This window comes from Deferrisoma palaeochoriense (assembly GCF_054656955.1).
The window spans coordinates 42,970-59,899 of the sequence record NZ_BAAHXI010000017.1 but is presented as its reverse complement, the minus strand read 5'-3'; the positions used below and the strand labels follow the sequence as shown (position 1 = coordinate 59,899).

General features: G+C 68.1%; 19 protein-coding genes. 15 read left to right on the top strand and 4 right to left on the bottom strand.

The genetic code is table 11. The features are described 5' to 3' along the window. The first annotated feature begins 272 nt into the window (after positions 1-272). Both ACYQ8L_RS06810 and ACYQ8L_RS06805 read left to right on the top strand, forming a co-directional pair. Positions 273-398, top strand: a complete 126-nt coding sequence (locus ACYQ8L_RS06810; RefSeq protein ID WP_459941030.1) for a hypothetical protein — start codon at positions 273-275, stop codon at positions 396-398. 42 nt (positions 399-440) lie between these two features. After that, complete coding sequence (locus ACYQ8L_RS06805) at positions 441-1,634, top strand: multiheme c-type cytochrome (RefSeq protein WP_459941029.1); 1,194 nt, start codon at positions 441-443, stop codon at positions 1,632-1,634. 137 nt (positions 1,635-1,771) lie between these two features. Here the strand turns inward: ACYQ8L_RS06805 and ACYQ8L_RS06800 are convergent, their stop codons facing one another. The 4 genes from ACYQ8L_RS06800 to ACYQ8L_RS06785 all read right to left on the bottom strand — a co-directional run bounded on the left by ACYQ8L_RS06800 (position 1,772) and on the right by ACYQ8L_RS06785 (position 5,001). After that, positions 1,772-2,383 carry a deoxynucleoside kinase gene (locus ACYQ8L_RS06800; protein ID WP_459941028.1) on the bottom strand — a complete coding sequence of 204 codons (612 nt, stop codon included), beginning with the start codon at positions 2,381-2,383 and terminating at the stop codon, positions 1,772-1,774. Between the two features lie 363 nt (positions 2,384-2,746). Beyond that, positions 2,747-3,118 (bottom strand): response regulator, encoded by a 372-nt coding sequence (locus ACYQ8L_RS06795; RefSeq protein ID WP_459941032.1) that lies wholly within the window; start codon positions 3,116-3,118, stop codon positions 2,747-2,749. 20 nt (positions 3,119-3,138) lie between these two features. After that, positions 3,139-4,356, bottom strand: a complete 1,218-nt coding sequence (locus ACYQ8L_RS06790) for a glycosyl transferase (RefSeq protein WP_459941027.1) — start codon at positions 4,354-4,356, stop codon at positions 3,139-3,141. Positions 4,357-4,368: 12 nt separating this feature from the next. After that, on the bottom strand, positions 4,369-5,001 hold the full coding sequence (locus ACYQ8L_RS06785) for a redox-sensing transcriptional repressor Rex (RefSeq protein WP_459941026.1): 633 nt from the start codon (positions 4,999-5,001) through the stop codon (positions 4,369-4,371). Positions 5,002-5,228: 227 nt separating this feature from the next. On the opposite strand from ACYQ8L_RS06785, the gene ybgF reads away from it, so the two are divergent. From ybgF to ACYQ8L_RS06720, 13 genes are all read left to right on the top strand, one after another. Continuing rightward, complete coding sequence (ybgF, locus tag ACYQ8L_RS06780; protein WP_459941025.1) at positions 5,229-5,945, top strand: tol-pal system protein YbgF; 717 nt, start codon at positions 5,229-5,231, stop codon at positions 5,943-5,945. Between the two features lie 168 nt (positions 5,946-6,113). Next, a complete protein-coding gene (locus tag ACYQ8L_RS06775; protein ID WP_459941024.1) occupies positions 6,114-7,166 on the top strand; it encodes a LysM peptidoglycan-binding domain-containing protein in 1,053 nt (350 codons plus the stop codon). 85 nt (positions 7,167-7,251) lie between these two features. Then, entirely contained in the window at positions 7,252-8,610 is a 1,359-nt protein-coding gene (gene ffh / locus ACYQ8L_RS06770) for a signal recognition particle protein (protein ID WP_459941023.1), read from the top strand. 129 nt (positions 8,611-8,739) lie between these two features. Next, positions 8,740-9,021, top strand: a complete 282-nt coding sequence (gene rpsP, locus ACYQ8L_RS06765) for a 30S ribosomal protein S16 (protein ID WP_459941022.1) — start codon at positions 8,740-8,742, stop codon at positions 9,019-9,021. 20 nt (positions 9,022-9,041) lie between these two features. Further along, on the top strand, positions 9,042-9,557 hold the full coding sequence (gene rimM / locus ACYQ8L_RS06760) for a ribosome maturation factor RimM (protein ID WP_459941021.1): 516 nt from the start codon (positions 9,042-9,044) through the stop codon (positions 9,555-9,557). Then, on the top strand, positions 9,554-10,297 hold the full coding sequence (gene trmD / locus ACYQ8L_RS06755; protein WP_459941031.1) for a tRNA (guanosine(37)-N1)-methyltransferase TrmD: 744 nt from the start codon (positions 9,554-9,556) through the stop codon (positions 10,295-10,297). Before rimM ends, trmD begins: the two co-directional genes overlap by 4 nt. Next, positions 10,284-10,859, top strand: a complete 576-nt coding sequence (locus tag ACYQ8L_RS06750; RefSeq protein ID WP_459941020.1) for an RNA methyltransferase — start codon at positions 10,284-10,286, stop codon at positions 10,857-10,859. Before trmD ends, ACYQ8L_RS06750 begins: the two co-directional genes overlap by 14 nt. Before the next feature lie 118 nt (positions 10,860-10,977). Then, a complete protein-coding gene (gene rplS / locus ACYQ8L_RS06745) occupies positions 10,978-11,325 on the top strand; it encodes a 50S ribosomal protein L19 (RefSeq protein WP_459941019.1) in 348 nt (115 codons plus the stop codon). Between the two features lie 12 nt (positions 11,326-11,337). Continuing rightward, positions 11,338-11,994, top strand: a complete 657-nt coding sequence (rnhB, locus tag ACYQ8L_RS06740; RefSeq protein ID WP_459941018.1) for a ribonuclease HII — start codon at positions 11,338-11,340, stop codon at positions 11,992-11,994. Next, entirely contained in the window at positions 11,991-12,368 is a 378-nt protein-coding gene (locus tag ACYQ8L_RS06735) for a YraN family protein (protein WP_459941017.1), read from the top strand. The genes rnhB and ACYQ8L_RS06735 overlap by 4 nt, the downstream gene beginning before the upstream one ends. 53 nt (positions 12,369-12,421) lie before the next feature. Continuing rightward, positions 12,422-14,890, top strand: a complete 2,469-nt coding sequence (gene gyrA / locus ACYQ8L_RS06730; protein WP_459941016.1) for a DNA gyrase subunit A — start codon at positions 12,422-12,424, stop codon at positions 14,888-14,890. A gap of 431 nt (positions 14,891-15,321) precedes the next feature. Next, the gene (gene pilM / locus ACYQ8L_RS06725; protein WP_459941015.1) at positions 15,322-16,380 is read left to right on the top strand and encodes a type IV pilus assembly protein PilM; all 1,059 of its coding nucleotides are present in this window, start codon (positions 15,322-15,324) and stop codon (positions 16,378-16,380) included. Further along, entirely contained in the window at positions 16,377-16,928 is a 552-nt protein-coding gene (locus ACYQ8L_RS06720) for a PilN domain-containing protein (protein WP_459941014.1), read from the top strand. Before pilM ends, ACYQ8L_RS06720 begins: the two co-directional genes overlap by 4 nt. The last annotated feature ends 2 nt before the right edge of the window (positions 16,929-16,930 follow it).

Sequence of the window (16,930 nt, the reverse complement as noted above, 5' to 3'; positions counted from 1 at the left end):
ATCTGTTCCAGTATCCCCGCCGCGTTATTCCCCTGGCTTCTTGCGGTGAATGTGCTATCCTTCACATCCATGCCCGTTCCGATGCGCGGAGGAATGCCTCGCCCGAAGCATCGGGGGTGGAGCGGTATGGCCGCAGGACCTGGGTGGGCGCGCGGCTACGTGAGGGGCCGCACCCGGCTCTCCACCAGCCCCCCACCCGCTGGTTCCCGTAGCAACGGCCGGAATCTGGCAACACTTTCATTGGCGTGAGTAACGGGGGAAACGGAGGGGTCATGGGAAAATGGGTCGGGGTAGTTCTGGGGATGGCCGTGGTGTGGGCCGGGATCGGTTGGGCGGATGACGGGGTGCACTTGGTCTACACGGCGGACCTGAGATCGACGCTCGGCCTTTGCGGGTGAGCGGACAACCCGCTTGGCGGTCTTGCCAAGAAGGCGTGGTACGTGAGGGACCTCAAGACCCGTGGGGTCGAGGTCGTGGTCCTGGATGGGGGAAACGCCCTGTTTCCCCGGGCATGGCTGGCCCCGTCGGAACGCGAACCCTGGCTCGCGAAGGCGCGGTGCCTGGTGGAGGGACACCGGGCCCTCGGGCTGGACCTCCAGGTGGTGGGGGCCTACGACCTCGCCGCGGGCGTGGAACCCTTGAAGAAGTGGGCCGAATCGGCCGGCTACCCGTTCATCAGCGGGAACCTGGTGGATGCCGAGACCCAGGAACCCGTGTTCGCACCCTTTATCGTGCTGGATCGCGGGGGAGTGCGCATCGGCTTCCTGGGCGTGACGGACACGAGGGCTTCCCCCAAAGCGCTGGGAGAGCGTTACCGGGTGGCCCCCACATGGCACGCCGTGCGCCGCTGGTTGCCGGAACTCACCCACAGGGGCTGCGATGCCATCCTGGTGGTGGGAGCGGTTCACCCCAAAGACTTCCGGGTGATGGCGCGCACCGTCCCCGGGGTGACGGCGTACCTGGCCGGTGACCCGAGGGATCGGCTCATGTTGCCGTGGCGGGTGGGAGACGCCTGGATCGTGGGTGCGAGCCAACTGGGAAAGTTCCTCACGCTGGTTTCCCTCGATCCGAAACCGGACGGGTGGGGAGTGCGCCACCGGTTTGTCCCCTTGCGGCCGGAGTTCCCGGAGTGCGCCGATGTGCGCCGGATCGTCGATGCCTACTACCGTCGCGCCGGACTGTGGCGGTGGCGGGGAAGGGAGATCCGCGACATGGAGGTGGACGTGAACGCCGAGGGGTTGGAGCCGGTTTTTGCGGGCGCCTCGGCCTGCGGCGAGTGCCATCCCCGTCACGCCGAGGCATGGCGCAACGGACGCCACGCAAGGGCCCTGGGGCTGCTCCAGGGCGCAGACCGCGACAAGCCGGAGTGCCTGCAGTGTCACACCACCGGGTTCGGAACGGCGGCGGGGTGTTGTCCGGGAAAGGAGTCGGGCTCCCTTTTGGCAGGGGTTCAGTGTGAGGCCTGTCACGGTCCCGGCAGCCTCCATCCGGCCGCGGAGATCTCCCGGGGTTCGCGCGATGCGGCCGAGGCCTGCGGGGAATGTCATCAGGGTAAATACGGCGAGGGGTTCAACCTCGCCTCGGCCCTCCACCAGATCGCCTGCGCCCGGGTCGGTCCAGAGCCACCGCCGTAACGAAGGCCCGTGCAGGTGCGCAAGCCCCCTCGAGTGGGGCGCAAACGGGGGGCTGGGGGGGCCGATCGGTGGCCCGAGGGGCACCGGTTCCACCCCCCGCTGCCTGCCGCCCGGCCATCGGCCGAAGCTCACCCCCCTTACAGGTATTTCTCGATCGTCTCCAGCACCTCCAACCGGTCCACCAGGTCGTGGATGAAATCGAGCCGGTCCGCGTCGATGACGAGCACCGGGGAGAGGTCGTAGCGCCGGATCCAGGAGCGGTAGAGGCGGTTGAGGTCTCTAAGATACCCGGGGTCCACCCCCTGCTCAAACGACCGGCCCCGCCTGCGGATCCGCTTCCGGATCGTCGCCATGCTGGATTTCAGGTAGATGAGGAGATCCGGAGGGTTCAGGCTCGCCCGGATCGTGTCGTAGAGGAGCCGGTAGGCCTCGTAGTCCCGGCCGGCCAGGAGCCCCCGGCGGTGGAGGTTCTCGGCGAAGATCTCGGCGTCCTCGTAAATGGTACGGTCCTGGATCACGGTCTGCGGGCACGCGTCGAGTTCCTGGTGGACCCGGAACTTGAGGGTCAGGAAGTACACCTGGGAGTGGAACGCCCAGCGCCCCATGTCCCGGTAGAAATCCTCCAGGTACGGGTTTTCCGCGTTGCGCTCGTAAAAGGGGCGGATCTCGGGGTACCGGCGGCACAGGAACTCCACCAGGCTCGATTTGCCGCTTCCCATATTGCCGGCCACGGCGATGTACTTGACCATGGGTTTGGTATCCTTCCGAGTCACTTCGGCCAGGCGGCTGGCTGCGCGGCAGCTAGGCGGCTAAGAGCGTTCGGGATTCCGGCGTTATCACGCCGGCCAGCCCGTGGGGGCGGCTGCCGTATCGGGGGCCAGAATTCAGAGGTCAAATGTCAGAGCACCCCTGTCCTCTGTCGTCTGTCTTCTGGCACCTGGCACGGTCGCCGGTCTGCGGTCTCCGGTCCCGGGGTCAAGACCGCGGCGGCCTAGCGCGCCTATTTAGCCGCCTGGGTAATAGTATCTTCGGCGGCCGTGGAAGAGCTCCAGGCACCAAAAACGCCGGCCCGTGGGGCCGGCGTGGGGAGCCGGGAGATCCGCGGCGTCGGGTCATGTCTCGGGGATCTTCGCCTCCAGGGCCTGCTGGATCTTTCGCTTCAGTTCCGTCAGGTCCGAGGACTTCACCACGTAGTAGTCCGCGGCCACGCTCTTCACGTCGCCCTTGTACGAGCCGTAGGCGGAGCACAGGATCACGGGAAGGTCGTAAAACCGGTTGCGGAGCTCCTGGAGCACGTCCAGGCCGCTCACGTCCACCATCTTGATGTCGAGGATCACCACATCCGGCCGGAACTCCTCCACATGTGGAACGATGTCTTTGCCGGTTTCTAGGGCCAGGACCTCGTGCCCCTCGTCCTCGAGTTCCAGGGTGTAGAGCGTGCGGATGTGCTCTTCGTCGTCCACGATCAGAATGCGAGCCACGATCGCCTCCTTTCGGCCAGGGCTCAGGCGCCCCAGCGCTCGATCAGGTAGGGCTTGGCTTCCTCGAACACGAGGCACTGCTCTTCGACGTATTCCTCGGCCTGCTGCAACGCCATGCCCTCGGTGGAGCGCACGAACGAGAGGGTCCGCCCAAAGTACAGGGGCGCCAGGGAGTCCAGAAGCTGCTCCCGGGGGAGTACCCGGTCGCGATGGGCGACGGCCATGTCGAAGAGCACGTGGGCCCAGAGGGGCACGGGGAACTCGAACTGGGCCGGTTCGAGTTCCCGAACCTCCGCGAGCTTTGCGTAAGTTGCCGGCGCGAGGGCCTCCTTCCACGCGGCATCGTACTCGTTCGCCCCCTCCCGGAACTTCCGGTACAGAGCCTCCACGTCGACATGAACCGGCGGCGGTTGCTCCGTTTCGCCGAGGCCGAACCCGAAGATCGCGGTGGGGCGACTGCGCCGCACCTCCCGCCAGAACGGGGCGAACGGCTCCATCAGGTGGAAGATGGTGCCCACCACCTGGCGGAACATCGGCCCGAGGCTGGCGGCCGGGTCCTTGGGGCGGTGAATTTTGGGCCTGCCCAAGAACGCCTGGGTGATGGGCTTGCGGAAATACATGGCCAGCGTCGTCATCCAGATGTCGATGCCGAACTGGGCCACGTCGTCGTTCCAGGTTTCATGCTCCAGGTAAAACCTGGCGAGTTCCCCCGAGAACCCGAAGTCCCCGCCGATGGGCTGGCGGACTCTGCGGCCGTACAGGCAACGGGTCAGGGGGTAGGCGATGTTGTTGGTGATCGTCCCGTCGTATTTGTGCCGAAGATACAGGGGCGCCACAAACCCGAAATCGTCCAGGAGGGGTTCCCCGAGGGCTTTGATCCACTTGGGGGTGATGCTCTTGAGATCCGCGTCCACCACGACCACGGCCTTGGCGCCGAGCTCCGTGACCAGCCGGAAGAGGTTGCGGAAGTTGTTCCCCTTGCCCTTCACCCCGGGAGGGGTGGACACGTAGATCCGGGGCACGGTGCACGGGGCGTTGAAGAACGCCTCCTTCGTGCCGTCGGTGCTCGCGTTGTCGCAGTTGACGACCACGGTTCGGTAGCCCGCGAAGTATTCGCGCAGCCCCAGTGATGCCTGTTCGGTCGGGAACGCGATGGCGTCCGCCTCGTTGTAGCTCGGGATGCCGACCACGACGTCGGCCTCGGTGACGTTTTCCGGGTTTTCCAAGATCCAGTCGGCCATGGGGCTTTCGTCCTACGCTCCGGAGGAAAGGTGGTATACGAGGTTATCGAACTCGGTCGTAAGGTCAACCCGTTTCATCTTCACGTGCTCCGGCACGCTCACCTGCACCGGGGCGAAGTTGAGAATGCCCCGGATCCCGGCCCGCACGGCCGCGTCGGCGGCCTCCTGGGCCGCCTCGGCCGGGGTGGTGATGATCGCGATCTCAATCTTTTTTTCCCTCGCCACCCGGGGCAGCTCATCGAGGTGCTCGATGGGAATTCCAGAGGGCAGAAAAGTACCCACCTTTTTCGGGTCCACGTCAAAGGCCGCCACGAAAACGTATCCGTGTTCCGTGAAGCTCCGATAACTGGCGAGGGCCCGCCCCAGGTTGCCCACCCCGATCAGGGCCACGTTGCGTTTCTGGTTGAGCCCCAGCACCTTTCGGATATCGAAGTGGAGTTCTTTCACGTAGTAGCCTACCCCTCGGACCCCAAATTCTCCGAAGTAGGTGAGATCTTTGCGGATTTGCGCAGCGTTTACGCCGCAAATATCGGCGAGTTCGGCGCTGGAGATGACCTCCACCCCCTTCTTCTCTAGATCCCTCAACACCCGCATGTAGATGGAAAGACGCTTGATGGTGGCTTCGGGTACCTTGAGACCTTGCATGGCCTGCTCCTTGCTCCAAGGGCCCTTGGTCTGTCCGTCCGGTGCAGCATCGCCAGGTCGCCAGGACTGCTTGTGAAGCGTAATAACAAACAAACGACGTTGTCAAACTTTCGGTCCTTGGTAGGCCGCAAGCCCCGGTGGTATGGTATGCGACGGGACGTGGAACCGGGGCGGGGGCCTGGAGGGGCGCTTCCGGTTTGTTCGCGAGCGAGAAGGAGGGACAAGGGGTGTCACAGGCCAGTCGCGGGTGGGTTTCGCTGGGGTTGTCCGGTCTGGCGGCGGTCCTCCTGGCGGGGTGCGCCGCCGCGCCCCCCAAGGACGAACCCCCGCCCTGGGAACCCCGGGTGCAGGAACTCGAGCAGTCCCGGGCCCGGCTGGAGCTCCGCCTCGACGAGATGAACCGCGCCCTTTTGGGCCTGAGGGCCCGGGTGGATGCCTTGGAGGCCCGGCTTGAGTCGGTGACCCGACCGGCCGAAAAGAAGGGGGCCGTCCGGGAACAGCCGGAGCTCCGGGTGATCCGTTTGGAACCCCCCGAGCCGGCCCCGTCTCCGGCGGAAGAGCCCCCGGCCACGCTCTCGGAGCCGATCGCCCTGTACCGGCGGGCGTTCAACGCGTACCGGGAGGGCCGATACGGGGCGGCGATCCTCGACTTCGAGGAGTTTGTGGCCCGGTATCCCGACCACGAATACGCGGACAACGCCCAATACTGGGTCGGGGAGTGTTACTATTCCCAGGGGCAGTATGAGCAAGCCATCGTGGAGTTCCAGAAGGTGGTGGACCGCTACGGCCACGAGCCCAAGGCTCCGGACGCCCTCCTCAAGATCGGGCTCTCCTACGAGCGCCTAGGGGAGCCCGGGAAGGCCCGGGTGTTCTGGAGCCGGGTGGTGGAACAGTATCCGCAAAGCGAGGCGGCGCGGGAGGCCCGGAAGAAGCTCGGGGGGTGAGCCGGCGAAGTACCCGCCCGGGGGCCCGCGTACGCGACGATTCGGTCGTTCGGGAGACAGGGGCGAGGTTGGACCACCGAGCCGGGGCCTCGAAGGCGTCCCGCCTTCTGGCCTTCCAGCTTTCCAGCCTTCCAGCGGGGCACTGGGTGGAACCAGGGAGGAGACACCGTGAAGGCGCGCATCCTCTTGGCGGCAGTGGTGTTGGGGGCGGCGACCGCGGGCGCGGCCGAACCCGTGTACCGGGTGGTTCCCGGCGATACCCTCTGGGACCTCTCGGCCCGCCGGTGGAGCGATCCCACGCTCTGGCCGGAACTCTGGGCCCTGAACCCCCAGATCCGAAACCCCCACTGGATCTTCCCGGGGGATGAGATCCGGTTCGCCCGGCCGGCGGCCCGCCAGAGGGAGGCCGCGGGCCGGGTCGTGAGGCTTCCGGTGGAGCGGTTGGTTCCGGCCCGGGCGGGGGAGCCGGCGACGCCGGACGAGGCGGGGGCGGGACCCTCCGGGGCCGGCACCCGGGAGCCCCGGGGGGCCGCACCGGAGGCGAAGACGTACCGGTTCGTTCGGGCGCGGGCGCTCGATTTCGTGTCCTCCCATCCGGTCGCCCGGCTCGGGGTGGTGGATACCCGGGCCCAACGAAAGGTGGCCTACGCGCCCGGGGAGGATGTGGAGATCGCCCTCAACCCCGGCGCCTCGGTTCGGCCCGGAGACCGCCTCACCGCCTTCGACGACCGGGAGCCGGTGGTCCACCCGCGCAACGGGGAGCCCGTGGGGTGGTACGTCCGGGTTCTGGCACACCTCGAGGTCGAGTCGGTCGAGGCCGGCCGGGCGGTCGCGCGCATCCTGGAGGGGTACGACGCCGTGGAGAACGGGGCCGGGGTCATGCCGTTCCGGGCCCCGGTGGAGCAGGTGACGGCGACGGGTGCCTCCCGGGGTGTGGAGGGGGTGGTGCTCCGGGGCCAGCCCGACCGGACCGTGTTGGGAACCGATGACCTCGTGTTTCTGGACCGGGGGCGGATCCACGGCCTCGAGCCCGGAGTGGTGCTCGAGTTCCCGGCGTCGGAGGCCCTGGACGACGCCCAGGGCCTTGTGGACCTGCGGTCACCGTTGGCGCGGGCCGTGGTGATCGGGGTCGAGGAAAAGACATCCGCGGCCGTCCTGGTGGAGAGTCGCGCGGCCGTGGAACCCGGCGACCGGTTCTTCGCGGCCTCGGTTTCTCCTTGACACCCTCTTGATGCCTCTCCTATAGTCCCCGTTTCCGAATTCTCCGGGGGGACACCCGAGTTGTGCGCTCGGGTCGGGACACTCCATGTTCGATTCGCTATCGGAAAAGCTGAGCGGTGTCTTTCGCTCGCTGCGGGGCAAGGGGCGCCTCGGGGAGCGGGACATCCAGGCCGCGTTACGGGAGGTGCGGCTCGCCCTTCTGGAGGCCGACGTCCACTATCGGGTGGTCCGGGACTTCGTGGAGGCGGTGCGGGAGCGGGCCCAGGGCCAGGAGGTGCTGCGGAGCCTCACCCCGGCCCAGACCGTCGTGAAGATCGTCCACGACGAGCTGGTCCGGATGATGGGGGAGCACGCGGCCCCGTTGGACGTGGCGGGCAAACCCCCGGTGCCCGTGATGCTGGTGGGCCTGCAGGGCTCCGGGAAGACGACCACGGCCGGGAAGCTGGCCCTGTACCTGAAGCGCCGGCTGGGGCGGGACCCGTACCTCGTGCCGGCCGACGTGTACCGGCCCGCGGCCATCGACCAGCTCCACAAGGTGGCCTCGGATGTGGGCGTGCCGGCCTACCCCTCGCGGCCCGACCAGGACCCGGTCGAGATCTGCCGGGCGGCCCTCGAGGAGGCCCGGCGCGGGGGGTACGACACGGTCCTCGTCGACACCGCCGGCCGGCTCCACGTGGACGAGGAGCTCATGGACGAGCTCCGGCGGCTTAAGGACCTGCTGGATCCGCGGGAGGTTCTGCTGGTCGCCGACGCCATGACCGGCCAGGACGCGGTGAACGTGGCCAAGGCGTTCGACGAGGCCGTGGGCATCTCCGGCGTGGTGCTCACCAAGGCCGACGGCGACGCCCGGGGCGGCGCGGCCCTGTCGATCCAGGCGGTCACGAATCGGCCGATCAAGCTCGTGGGTGTGGGCGAGAAGCTCGACGCCCTCGAGGTGTTCCATCCCGAGAGGATGGCGTCCCGCATTCTCGGGATGGGCGACGTTCTGAGCCTGATCGAGAAGGCCGAGCAGGCCATCGACGAGGACTCGGCGCGGGATCTCGAAGAGAAGCTTCGGAAGAACCGCTTCAGCCTGGAAGACTTCCGCGACCAGCTCCAGATGCTCCGGAAGCTCGGCAGTCTGGAAGATCTGCTGAAGATGGTCCCGGGCATGGGGCAGATGAAGAACCTCCAGGTGGACGAGCGCGAGCTCGTGCGGGTGATCGCGATCATCGACAGCATGACGCCGGAGGAACGCCGCAAGCCCGAGATCCTGAACGCGAGCCGCCGGCGCCGGATCGCCCGGGGCAGCGGGACCCGGGTCGAGGACGTGAACCGGCTCATCCGGCGGTACCAGGACGCCCGCAAGATGATGAAGCGGATGGGGATGATGGGGATGGGCAAAAAGGGGGGAAAGAAGAAACGAAAGGGCGGATGGATGCCCCGGCTGCCCCTGGGGGGGTGACCCCCGGCGGCTAAGTACCGCCGAGAGGGCACCGGACACCAATCACGCTGGAACCCGGGAGGGGGACAGCGTTCTAGCTTTCTGGCGTCCCAGCAGGAAGTTCAAGGCGACACAAGGAGCGAACACACCATGGCAGTACGCATTCGACTCGCGCGCCACGGTTCCAAGAAGCGCCCGTTTTACCGGATCGTGGCGGCTCCGGCCGAGGCCCCCCGGGACGGGCGGTTCCTCGAGGTGCTGGGGACCTACAACCCCCTGACCGACCCGGCCACGATCGAGGTCAAGGAGGACCGGGTGCTCTACTGGCTTGGCAACGGGGCCCAGCCCTCGGACACGGTGCGCAGCCTGCTGCGGAAGGCCGGGGTCTGGGCCAAGGCCCGGTCCAAGCCGGCGGAGAGCGCGGGGGCCTGAGGCCAAGGCTCCGGTAGACCATGGGTCGGGCCCGCTACGTGGCCGTGGGCCGGGTGGGCCGGCCCCACGGGGTTCGCGGGGAGGTGCGGGTGGACCCCCAGGGCAGCCTTCCGAGGGGGCTCGAGGGGTACACCCGCTTCTACTTGGACCGCGGTCGGGGGCCCGAGCCCGCACAGGTGGAACACCACCGGATCCACGGCCGGTTCGTGCTCGTGAAGTTCCAGGGGTACGACACCCCGGAGGCGGTTCGTGAACTGACCCACGCCGTGCTGTGCGTGGATCGGAGCGAACTGCCCCCCCTCGGGCCCGACGAGTACTACCACGCCGACCTCCTGGACTGCGAGGTGGTGGGGGAGGGCGGGGAGGCGCTCGGCCGGGTGGTGGACGTGTTCGACTCGGGCGCCCACGACGTGCTCGTGATTCGGACCGAGGGCGGGGCGGAGCGCATGCTCCCCGTGGTCAGCCAGTGGGTTCTCGCGATCGACCTGGACGCCGGCCGCATCACCGTGCGGGTCCCGGAGGGGCTGTGGGACTGACGGTCCACGTGGTGACCCTGTTTCCCGGGATGTTCCGGGGGCCGCTGGACGAGGGGATCCTCGGCCGGGCCGTGGCCGAGGGGAAGGTCGCGGTGCATCTCGTGGACCTGAGGGAGTTCGGGGAGGGGCGTCACCGGGTCACCGACGATTACCCCTTCGGCGGGGGCGCCGGCATGGTCATGAAGCCCGGCCCGGTGGTGAACGCGATCGAGCACGTGCGGGCCCGGGACCCCGGGGTCCGGGTGGTGCTCCTGACGCCCCAGGGCCGGCCGTTTCGCCAGGAGGTGGCCCGGGAGTTCGCGGCCACAGGGTCGATCGCCCTGGTGTGCGGTCGTTACGAGGGATTCGACGAGCGCGTCCGGGCCTTCTGCGACGACGAGGTCTCGGTGGGGGATTACGTGCTCATGGGCGGCGAGGCGGCCGCCTGGGTGATCTTGGAGGCCACGGCGCGGCTCGTGCCGGGGGTTCTGGGGGACGACGCCTCCCCGGTGGAGGAAAGCCTGACCGCCGGACTCCTCGAGTATCCCCAGTACACCCGGCCGAGGGTGTTCCGGGGGATGGAGGTGCCCGGGGTCCTGCTGTCGGGCCACCACGCCCAGATCGCCGCGTGGCGCCGACACCAGGCAATCCTCCGGACGGCCCGGCGCCGGCCCGATCTCCTGGAGCGGGCCGACCTCACCCCGGAGGAGCGGCGGTTGGCCGAGCGGGTGCTGAGGGGGGAAGACCTTGACGAGACTTAGGGCGGCCCTCGCCCTGGTGCACCATCCGGTGCTCGACCGCACCGGCCGGGTGGTGACCACCGCGGTGACGCCCCTCGACGTCCACGACCTGGCGCGGCTTGCGGTCACCTACGGGCTCGACCGGTGCTACGTGGTGACCCCGCTGCCGGCCCAGGCGGAGCTCCTGGGGGATCTGCTGCGGCACTGGGTCGAGGGGGCCGGGGGCCGGGCCAACCCCTGGCGCCGGACCGCCCTCGAGGCGGTCCGGGTGGTGCCCGACCTCGCCGGCGCCCTCCGGGACCTGGGGGCCCTGTGGGGGCACCGGCCGTGGGTCTTGGCCACCTCGGCCCGCCGGGGGGACGGACGGATCTCTTTTGGCGATGCGAGGCGCCGCCTTGCCCGGGAGGGGGGCCTCGTGGTGTTCGGGACCGGGTGGGGGCTTGCCCCCGAGGCCCTCGAGGCCTGCGACGCCCTCCTGGAACCGGTGGACCCCGGCACGGGGTACAATCATCTGTCGGTGCGCTCCGCCGCCTCCATCGTGGTGGACCGGCTGTGGGGGGGGACGAAAGAAACCGAGACGTAGGACACGAAGGCGAGGACCCGAGTTTGGCACCACCGCGAACCTCGGGGGCTAGGAGGGGGTTTGCGCCCCCCCAGCGTCCCAGCCTTCCAGCTTTCCAGCCTTCCAGAAGGAGCCAGCCATGAACGTGATCGAGACCATCGAACGCGAGCAGATGCGGATGGATGTGCCCCATCTCCGCGCCGGGGACAAGCTCCGGGTCCACTACCGGATCCGGGAGGGGGAGAAGGTCCGGGTCCAGGTGTTCGAGGGCGTCCTGATCGCCAAGAAGGGCGGCGGGGTTCGGTCCACGATCACCGTGCGGAAGATGAGCTTCGGCGTCGGTGTGGAACGCACGTTCCCCGTGCACAGCCCCCTGATCGAGAAGATCGAGGTCGTTTCCCGCAGTAAGGTGCGGCGGGCCAAGCTCTACTACCTGCGCGCCCTCCGCGGGAAGGCCGCGCGGCTCAAGGAACTGCGCACCCACTAGGAGCGGCCTCGGATGCCGACGGCCGGCCGGGCCATGGGCGAGCCCGATCGGGCGGCCTTTGCCGCCGGCGCCGTCCGGGTGTGCGGGGTGGACGAGGCGGGTCGGGGGCCGCTCGCCGGGCCCGTGGTGGCGGCGGCCGTCATCCTGCCCCCCGGGACCGAGATCCCGGGACTCGACGACTCCAAGAGGCTCGCTTCCGGGGCCCGGGCCGCCCTGGTTCCCCGGATCCGGGCGGTGGCCCTGGCCGTCGGCATCGGGGAGTGCACCCCCGAAGAGATCGACCGGTGGAACATCCACCGGGCCACCCTCCGGGCCATGTGCCGGGCGGTGGAGGATCTCGGGATGACGCCCGACCACCTCCTGGTCGACGGGATCCACCGCCTGCCGCTCTCGCTTCCCCAGGAAACCCTGGTCAAGGGGGACGCACGCAGTTGGGCCGTGGCCGCGGCCTCGGTGATCGCCAAGGAGCACCGGGACGCCCTCATGGTCGAGTACGGCCGCCGGTACCCGGGTTACGGCTTTGAGGACCACAAGGGGTACCCGACGAGGGCCCACCGGGAAGCCCTGGAACGCCTCGGGCCGTGCCCGATCCACCGCCGCACCTTCCGGGGGGTGAGGGAACTCCTGGGCCCCTTGCCCCGACAGGCCGGGCTCTTCGAGGCGCCGTGAGCCGGCCGTCCGGGAACCGGGGCCTGGGGCGGGCCGGGGAGGACCTTGCGGCCGCGGCCCTGCGAAGCCGGGGGTACCGTATCCTGGAGCGGAACTACCGCTGCCCCCTGGGGGAGATCGACTGCGTGGCCCTGCACCGGGGCACCGTGGTGTTCCTCGAGGTCAAGACCCGATCGGGGCCCGCCTACGGCCCTCCCCACGAGGCCGTGGACCGCCGCAAACGGCGCAAACTCACCCGGCTGGCCCAATATTTCGTGCGGGAGCGTCGGCTCGAAGGCGTGCCGCTGCGGTTCGACGTGGTGGCCGTCGTCTGGGGCGGGCCCGCCCCGCGCGTCGAGGTGTTCGAGAACGCCTTCGAGGCGGACGAAGGCTGACGCCGCCCCCCCTTCCCCGGCATTCCCCGCTCTTCGCTTCACGGGAGAAACCCATGCAGAACCCCAGTGTCCGGATCCCGATCCCCATCGAAGAGGAGATGAAGCGCTCGTACCTCGACTACGCCATGAGCGTGATCGTGGGCCGGGCGCTTCCGGATGTGCGCGACGGCCTGAAGCCCGTGCACCGGCGCGTGCTCTACGCGATGCACGACCTCGGAAACCGTTGGGACAAGCCGTTCAAGAAGTCGGCCCGCGTGGTGGGCGACGTGATCGGGAAATACCACCCCCACGGCGACGCGGCGGTGTACGACACCCTGGTGCGGATGGCCCAGGACTTCAGCCTGCGCTATCCCCTGGTGGAGGGCCAGGGGAACTTCGGGTCCATCGACGGCGACGCCCCCGCGGCCATGCGGTACACCGAGGTGCGGCTGACCCGGTTGGCCGGCGAGATGCTCGCCGACATCGACATGGAGACGGTGGACTTCGGGCCCAACTACGACGGCTCCCTAGAGGAGCCCCTGGTTCTGCCGTCCCGGATTCCGAACCTGCTCGCGAACGGCAGCTCCGGGATCGCGGTGGGGATGAGCACGAACATCCCGCCCCACAACCTGACCGAGCTCTGTAACGCCCTGATCCTTTTGGCCCGCAACCCCGACGCCACGGTGGACGACATCCTCCGGGTGCTCCCCGGCCCCGACTTCCCCACGGGCGCGTTCATCTACGGGGTGCAGGGCATCCACGAGGCCTACCGAACGGGCCGGGGCTCCATCCGGCTGCGGGCCCGGGCCGTGATCGAGCGCCACCCCCGCACGGGCCGGGAGGCCATCGTGGTCACCGAGGTGCCCTACACGGTCAACAAGGCGAAGCTGATTGAGGAGATGGCCGGGCTGGTGCGGGACAAGAAGATCGAGGGGATCTCTGACCTGCGGGACGAGTCCGACCGGGAGGGGATCCGGATGGTGGTGGAGCTCAAGCGGGGCGAGGACGCCCGCATTGTGCTCAACCGCCTCTACAAGATGACCCGTATGGAGATCCCCTTCGGGATCAACCTGCTGGCCATCGTGGACCGCCAGCCCCGGGTGCTGACGATCAAGGAGGCCCTCCAGCACTACATTGACCACCGCCGGGAGGTCACGATCCGGCGCACCCACTACCAGCTCCGGAAGGCCCGGGCCCGGGCCCACGTGCTGGAGGGGTTCAAGATCGCGCTGGACAACCTGGACGCGGTGATCGCGCTGATCCGGGGCAGCGCCTCCCCGGCCGAGGCCAAGGACGGCCTGATGCGGCAGTTCGGGCTGTCGGAGGAGCAGGCCAAGGCGATTCTGGACCTCCGGCTCCACCGGCTCACGGGGCTCGAGCGCGACAAGATCCTGGAGGAGTATCGGGAGACCCTGAAGCTCATCGAGGAGCTGGAGAGCATCCTGGCGAGCGACGAGAAGGTGCTGGATATTCTCGTGGCCGAGTTCGAGGACATCCGCCAGAAGTACGGCGACGAGCGCCGCACCGAGATCGTGCCCCGCACCGAGGAGATCACCATCGAGGACCTCATCGCCGAGGAGGAGATGGTGGTCACGATCTCCCACGGAGGGTACATCAAGCGAAACCCCGTGTCCCTCTACCGGAGCCAGCGCCGGGGCGGGAAAGGGCGGCTCGGCATGGCCACCCGGGACGAGGACTTCGTGGAGCACCTGTTCGTGGCCTCCACCCACTCGTACATCCTGTTCTTCAGCGACAAGGGCAAGGTGTACTGGCTCAAGGTCCACGAGATCCCCCAGGCGGGGGCGGCCGCCCGGGGCAAGGCCATCGTGAACCTGCTGCCCATCGAGAAGGGGGAGTCCATCTCCGCGTTCCTGCCGGTGCGGGAGTTTCTGGACGGGTGGTACGTGCTCATGGCCACCCGCAAGGGGCTGGTCAAAAAGACCGATCTGAGCGCCTTCTCCAACCCCTGGAAGAACCGGGGCATCCAGGCCATCACCCTGGAGGAGGGGGACGACCTCATCGCGACCCGGTTGACCGACGGGAACCAGGAGATCGTCCTGAGCACCCGCTCCGGGCTCGCGATCCGGTTCTCCGAGGACGACGTGCGGCCCACGGGCCGGACGAGCCGCGGGGTCAAGGGGATCGACCTGGCCGAAGGCGACGAGGTGGTGGCCGTGGATGTGGTACGGCCCGGCACCACCCTTCTCACCGTGACCCAGAACGGCTACGGCAAGCGCACGGCCCTCGAGGAGTACCGCCGCCAGAGCCGGGGGGGCAAGGGCATCATCACCATCAAGACCACCCAGCGAAACGGGCCGGTGGTGGGGGTCCTGGCGGTGGAGGACGACGACCAGGTGTTCCTGATCGCGAGCTCCGGAAAGATCATCCGCACCGCGGTCTCGGGCATCCCGGTGATCGGCCGCAACACCCAGGGAGTGAAGCTCATCGACCTCGAGCCGGGGGAGACGGTGGCGGCCGTGGCCCGGGTGGTGGAGCGGGACGAAGAGGCCGAGGCCGGTGCCGGGGGCGAAGAGGAGTCCTGAAGCCAGGCGGCCACCCGGCGCAGAGAACGGGGCGGGTCCCATCGGGGCCCGCCCCGTTTCCGTTCGAGGGCGCGGTTCTTGCTACGGGTATGGCCGGCCTCGGGCCGGGTGCATGCTCTGGAGTCGGGCCCACGAGCTCAACCCCCATCGGCGGTTGCCGTCTCGGGGCCGTCGGCGGCCGTTCCGTTCGGCCGTCACGTTCTGGTCGTTTTGGTTTCGCTCGCGAAACCGAGACGGACAGAAAAAGGAAAAAGACCGAAAGGGGCTAAAGAGACGGGCCCGCTTATCCGATGGGTTTCTGTGTTTGGGACGGTCCAAGTGGGGGATCCTTGACACACTGAAGCCCCTCCGATACGATCCGGCGGGATTTTCCGTGGGGTGCCGTGGAGTTCGAACGGGTGCCCCCCGCCCGCCTTCGCCAGGAGCTCCGCATGGTGCTTTGGAAACCCAAGAACCTGGTGGGCCTCGATATCGGAAGCCATTTTCTGAAGGCCGTTGAGCTCCGGCACCACAAGGGGGGCTACGAACTCAGAAGCCTGGGCGTGGCCCAGCTCCCCCCCGAAGCGATCGTCGACGGCGTCATCATGGACTCGGCCGTGGTCGTCGAGGCGATCCGCAATCTCTTCTCCCATCTCAAAATCAAGAACAAGAACGTCGCCACCTCGGTTTCCGGCCACTCCCTGATCGTCAAGAAGATCCAGATGCCCCTCATGACCGAGGAGGAACTGGAAGAGCAGATCCAGTGGGAGGCCGAGCAGTATATCCCCTTCGAGATCGATGAGGTGAACGTCGATTTCCAGATCCTGGGACCGGTTCCCGAGGAGGAGGGCCAGATGGAGGTCCTCCTCGTGGCGGTCAAAAAGGACATCATCAACGACTACGCCGCCGTGATCACGGAGGCCGGCCTCACCCCCCAGGTGGTGGACGTGGACGCTTTCGCCCTGGAGAACGTGTTCGAGGTGGGCTACCCGGAGCACCTCGACAAGACCGTGGTGCTCGTGGACGTGGGCGCGAGCATCATGAACATCAACGTGCTTCGGAAAGGGGTGAGCACCTTCACCCGCGACATCACCATGGGCGGGGCCAATTTTACCGAGGAGATCCAAAAGGAGCTGGGGGTGAGCTTCGAGGAAGCCGAGATCCTCAAACTCGGCGGCCACGTGGGCACCCTGGGGCCCCAGGACGCCCTGGAGATCCTCCGGCTCACCACCGAGAACCTGGTGCTCGAAATCCAGCGATCGCTCGACTTTTTCAGCGCCACCTCCGCCGAGGAGGAGATCCACCGCCTGTTCCTGAGCGGCGGGGGGTGCCGGGTGCCGGGCCTGGCCGCGGCCGTTGAGGAGCGGGTGGGGGTGCCGGTGGAGATCCTGAACCCCTTCCGGGGGATCCGGTGGTCGGAAAAGCTCTTCGACCCCGATTACCTCGAGGAGATCGGGCCGGTGGCCGCGGTGGCCACGGGGTTGGCTCTCCGGAGGATCGACGAGCGATGATCCGCATCAATCTCCTTCCGGTCCGCGCCGAGAGGCGCAAGGAACTCCTCCGGCGCCACGTGGCCCTGGTGGTGCTGTTGTTTGTGGTGGTGGCGGGCACCATCGCCACCGTGCACGCGATGATCGGGGCCGACATCGAGAGGGCCCGGCAGCGGATCTCGGAGCGGAAGGCCGAGATCGCCCGGCTCCAGAAGGTGATCGGCGAGGTCAAGGAGTTCCGGAAGAAGAAGCGGGATCTCGAGGAGAAGCTTGATGTCATCGCGCGCCTCGAGGAGCGCCAGCGGGGGCCCTCGCGGGTGCTGTACGAGATCGCCCGGTTGATCCCGGAGAAGATGTGGATCGAGAAGCTCCGGGACAACGGGGGGCAGGTCGACTTCGAGGGGTACGCGATCGACAACCAGACCATCGCCCGGTTCATGACCGACCTGGAACGAAGCCCCCTGTTCCGGGGGGTGCGCCTCGAGGTCACAAAGCAGGTCACGAAGGGTGGGGTGAACCTGAAGTCGTTCACGATCCACGCGACGGTCGTGTACCCGAAGGCGGGGTGACC

Coding starts and splice junctions, on each gene's coding strand:
- rplS (WP_459941019.1), top strand. CDS start 10,978: ATGAACGTGATCGAGACCATCGAACGCGAGCAGATGCGGATGGATGTG.
- ACYQ8L_RS06810 (WP_459941030.1), top strand. CDS start 273: ATGGGAAAATGGGTCGGGGTAGTTCTGGGGATGGCCGTGGTGTGGGCC.
- rimM (WP_459941021.1), top strand. CDS start 9,042: ATGGGTCGGGCCCGCTACGTGGCCGTGGGCCGGGTGGGCCGGCCCCAC.
- ACYQ8L_RS06785 (WP_459941026.1), bottom strand. CDS start 5,001: ATGCAAGGTCTCAAGGTACCCGAAGCCACCATCAAGCGTCTTTCCATC.
- gyrA (WP_459941016.1), top strand. CDS start 12,422: ATGCAGAACCCCAGTGTCCGGATCCCGATCCCCATCGAAGAGGAGATG.
- ACYQ8L_RS06800 (WP_459941028.1), bottom strand. CDS start 2,383: ATGGTCAAGTACATCGCCGTGGCCGGCAATATGGGAAGCGGCAAATCG.
- rpsP (WP_459941022.1), top strand. CDS start 8,740: ATGGCAGTACGCATTCGACTCGCGCGCCACGGTTCCAAGAAGCGCCCG.
- rnhB (WP_459941018.1), top strand. CDS start 11,338: ATGCCGACGGCCGGCCGGGCCATGGGCGAGCCCGATCGGGCGGCCTTT.
- ffh (WP_459941023.1), top strand. CDS start 7,252: ATGTTCGATTCGCTATCGGAAAAGCTGAGCGGTGTCTTTCGCTCGCTG.
- ACYQ8L_RS06720 (WP_459941014.1), top strand. CDS start 16,377: ATGATCCGCATCAATCTCCTTCCGGTCCGCGCCGAGAGGCGCAAGGAA.
- pilM (WP_459941015.1), top strand. CDS start 15,322: ATGGTGCTTTGGAAACCCAAGAACCTGGTGGGCCTCGATATCGGAAGC.
- ACYQ8L_RS06790 (WP_459941027.1), bottom strand. CDS start 4,356: ATGGCCGACTGGATCTTGGAAAACCCGGAAAACGTCACCGAGGCCGAC.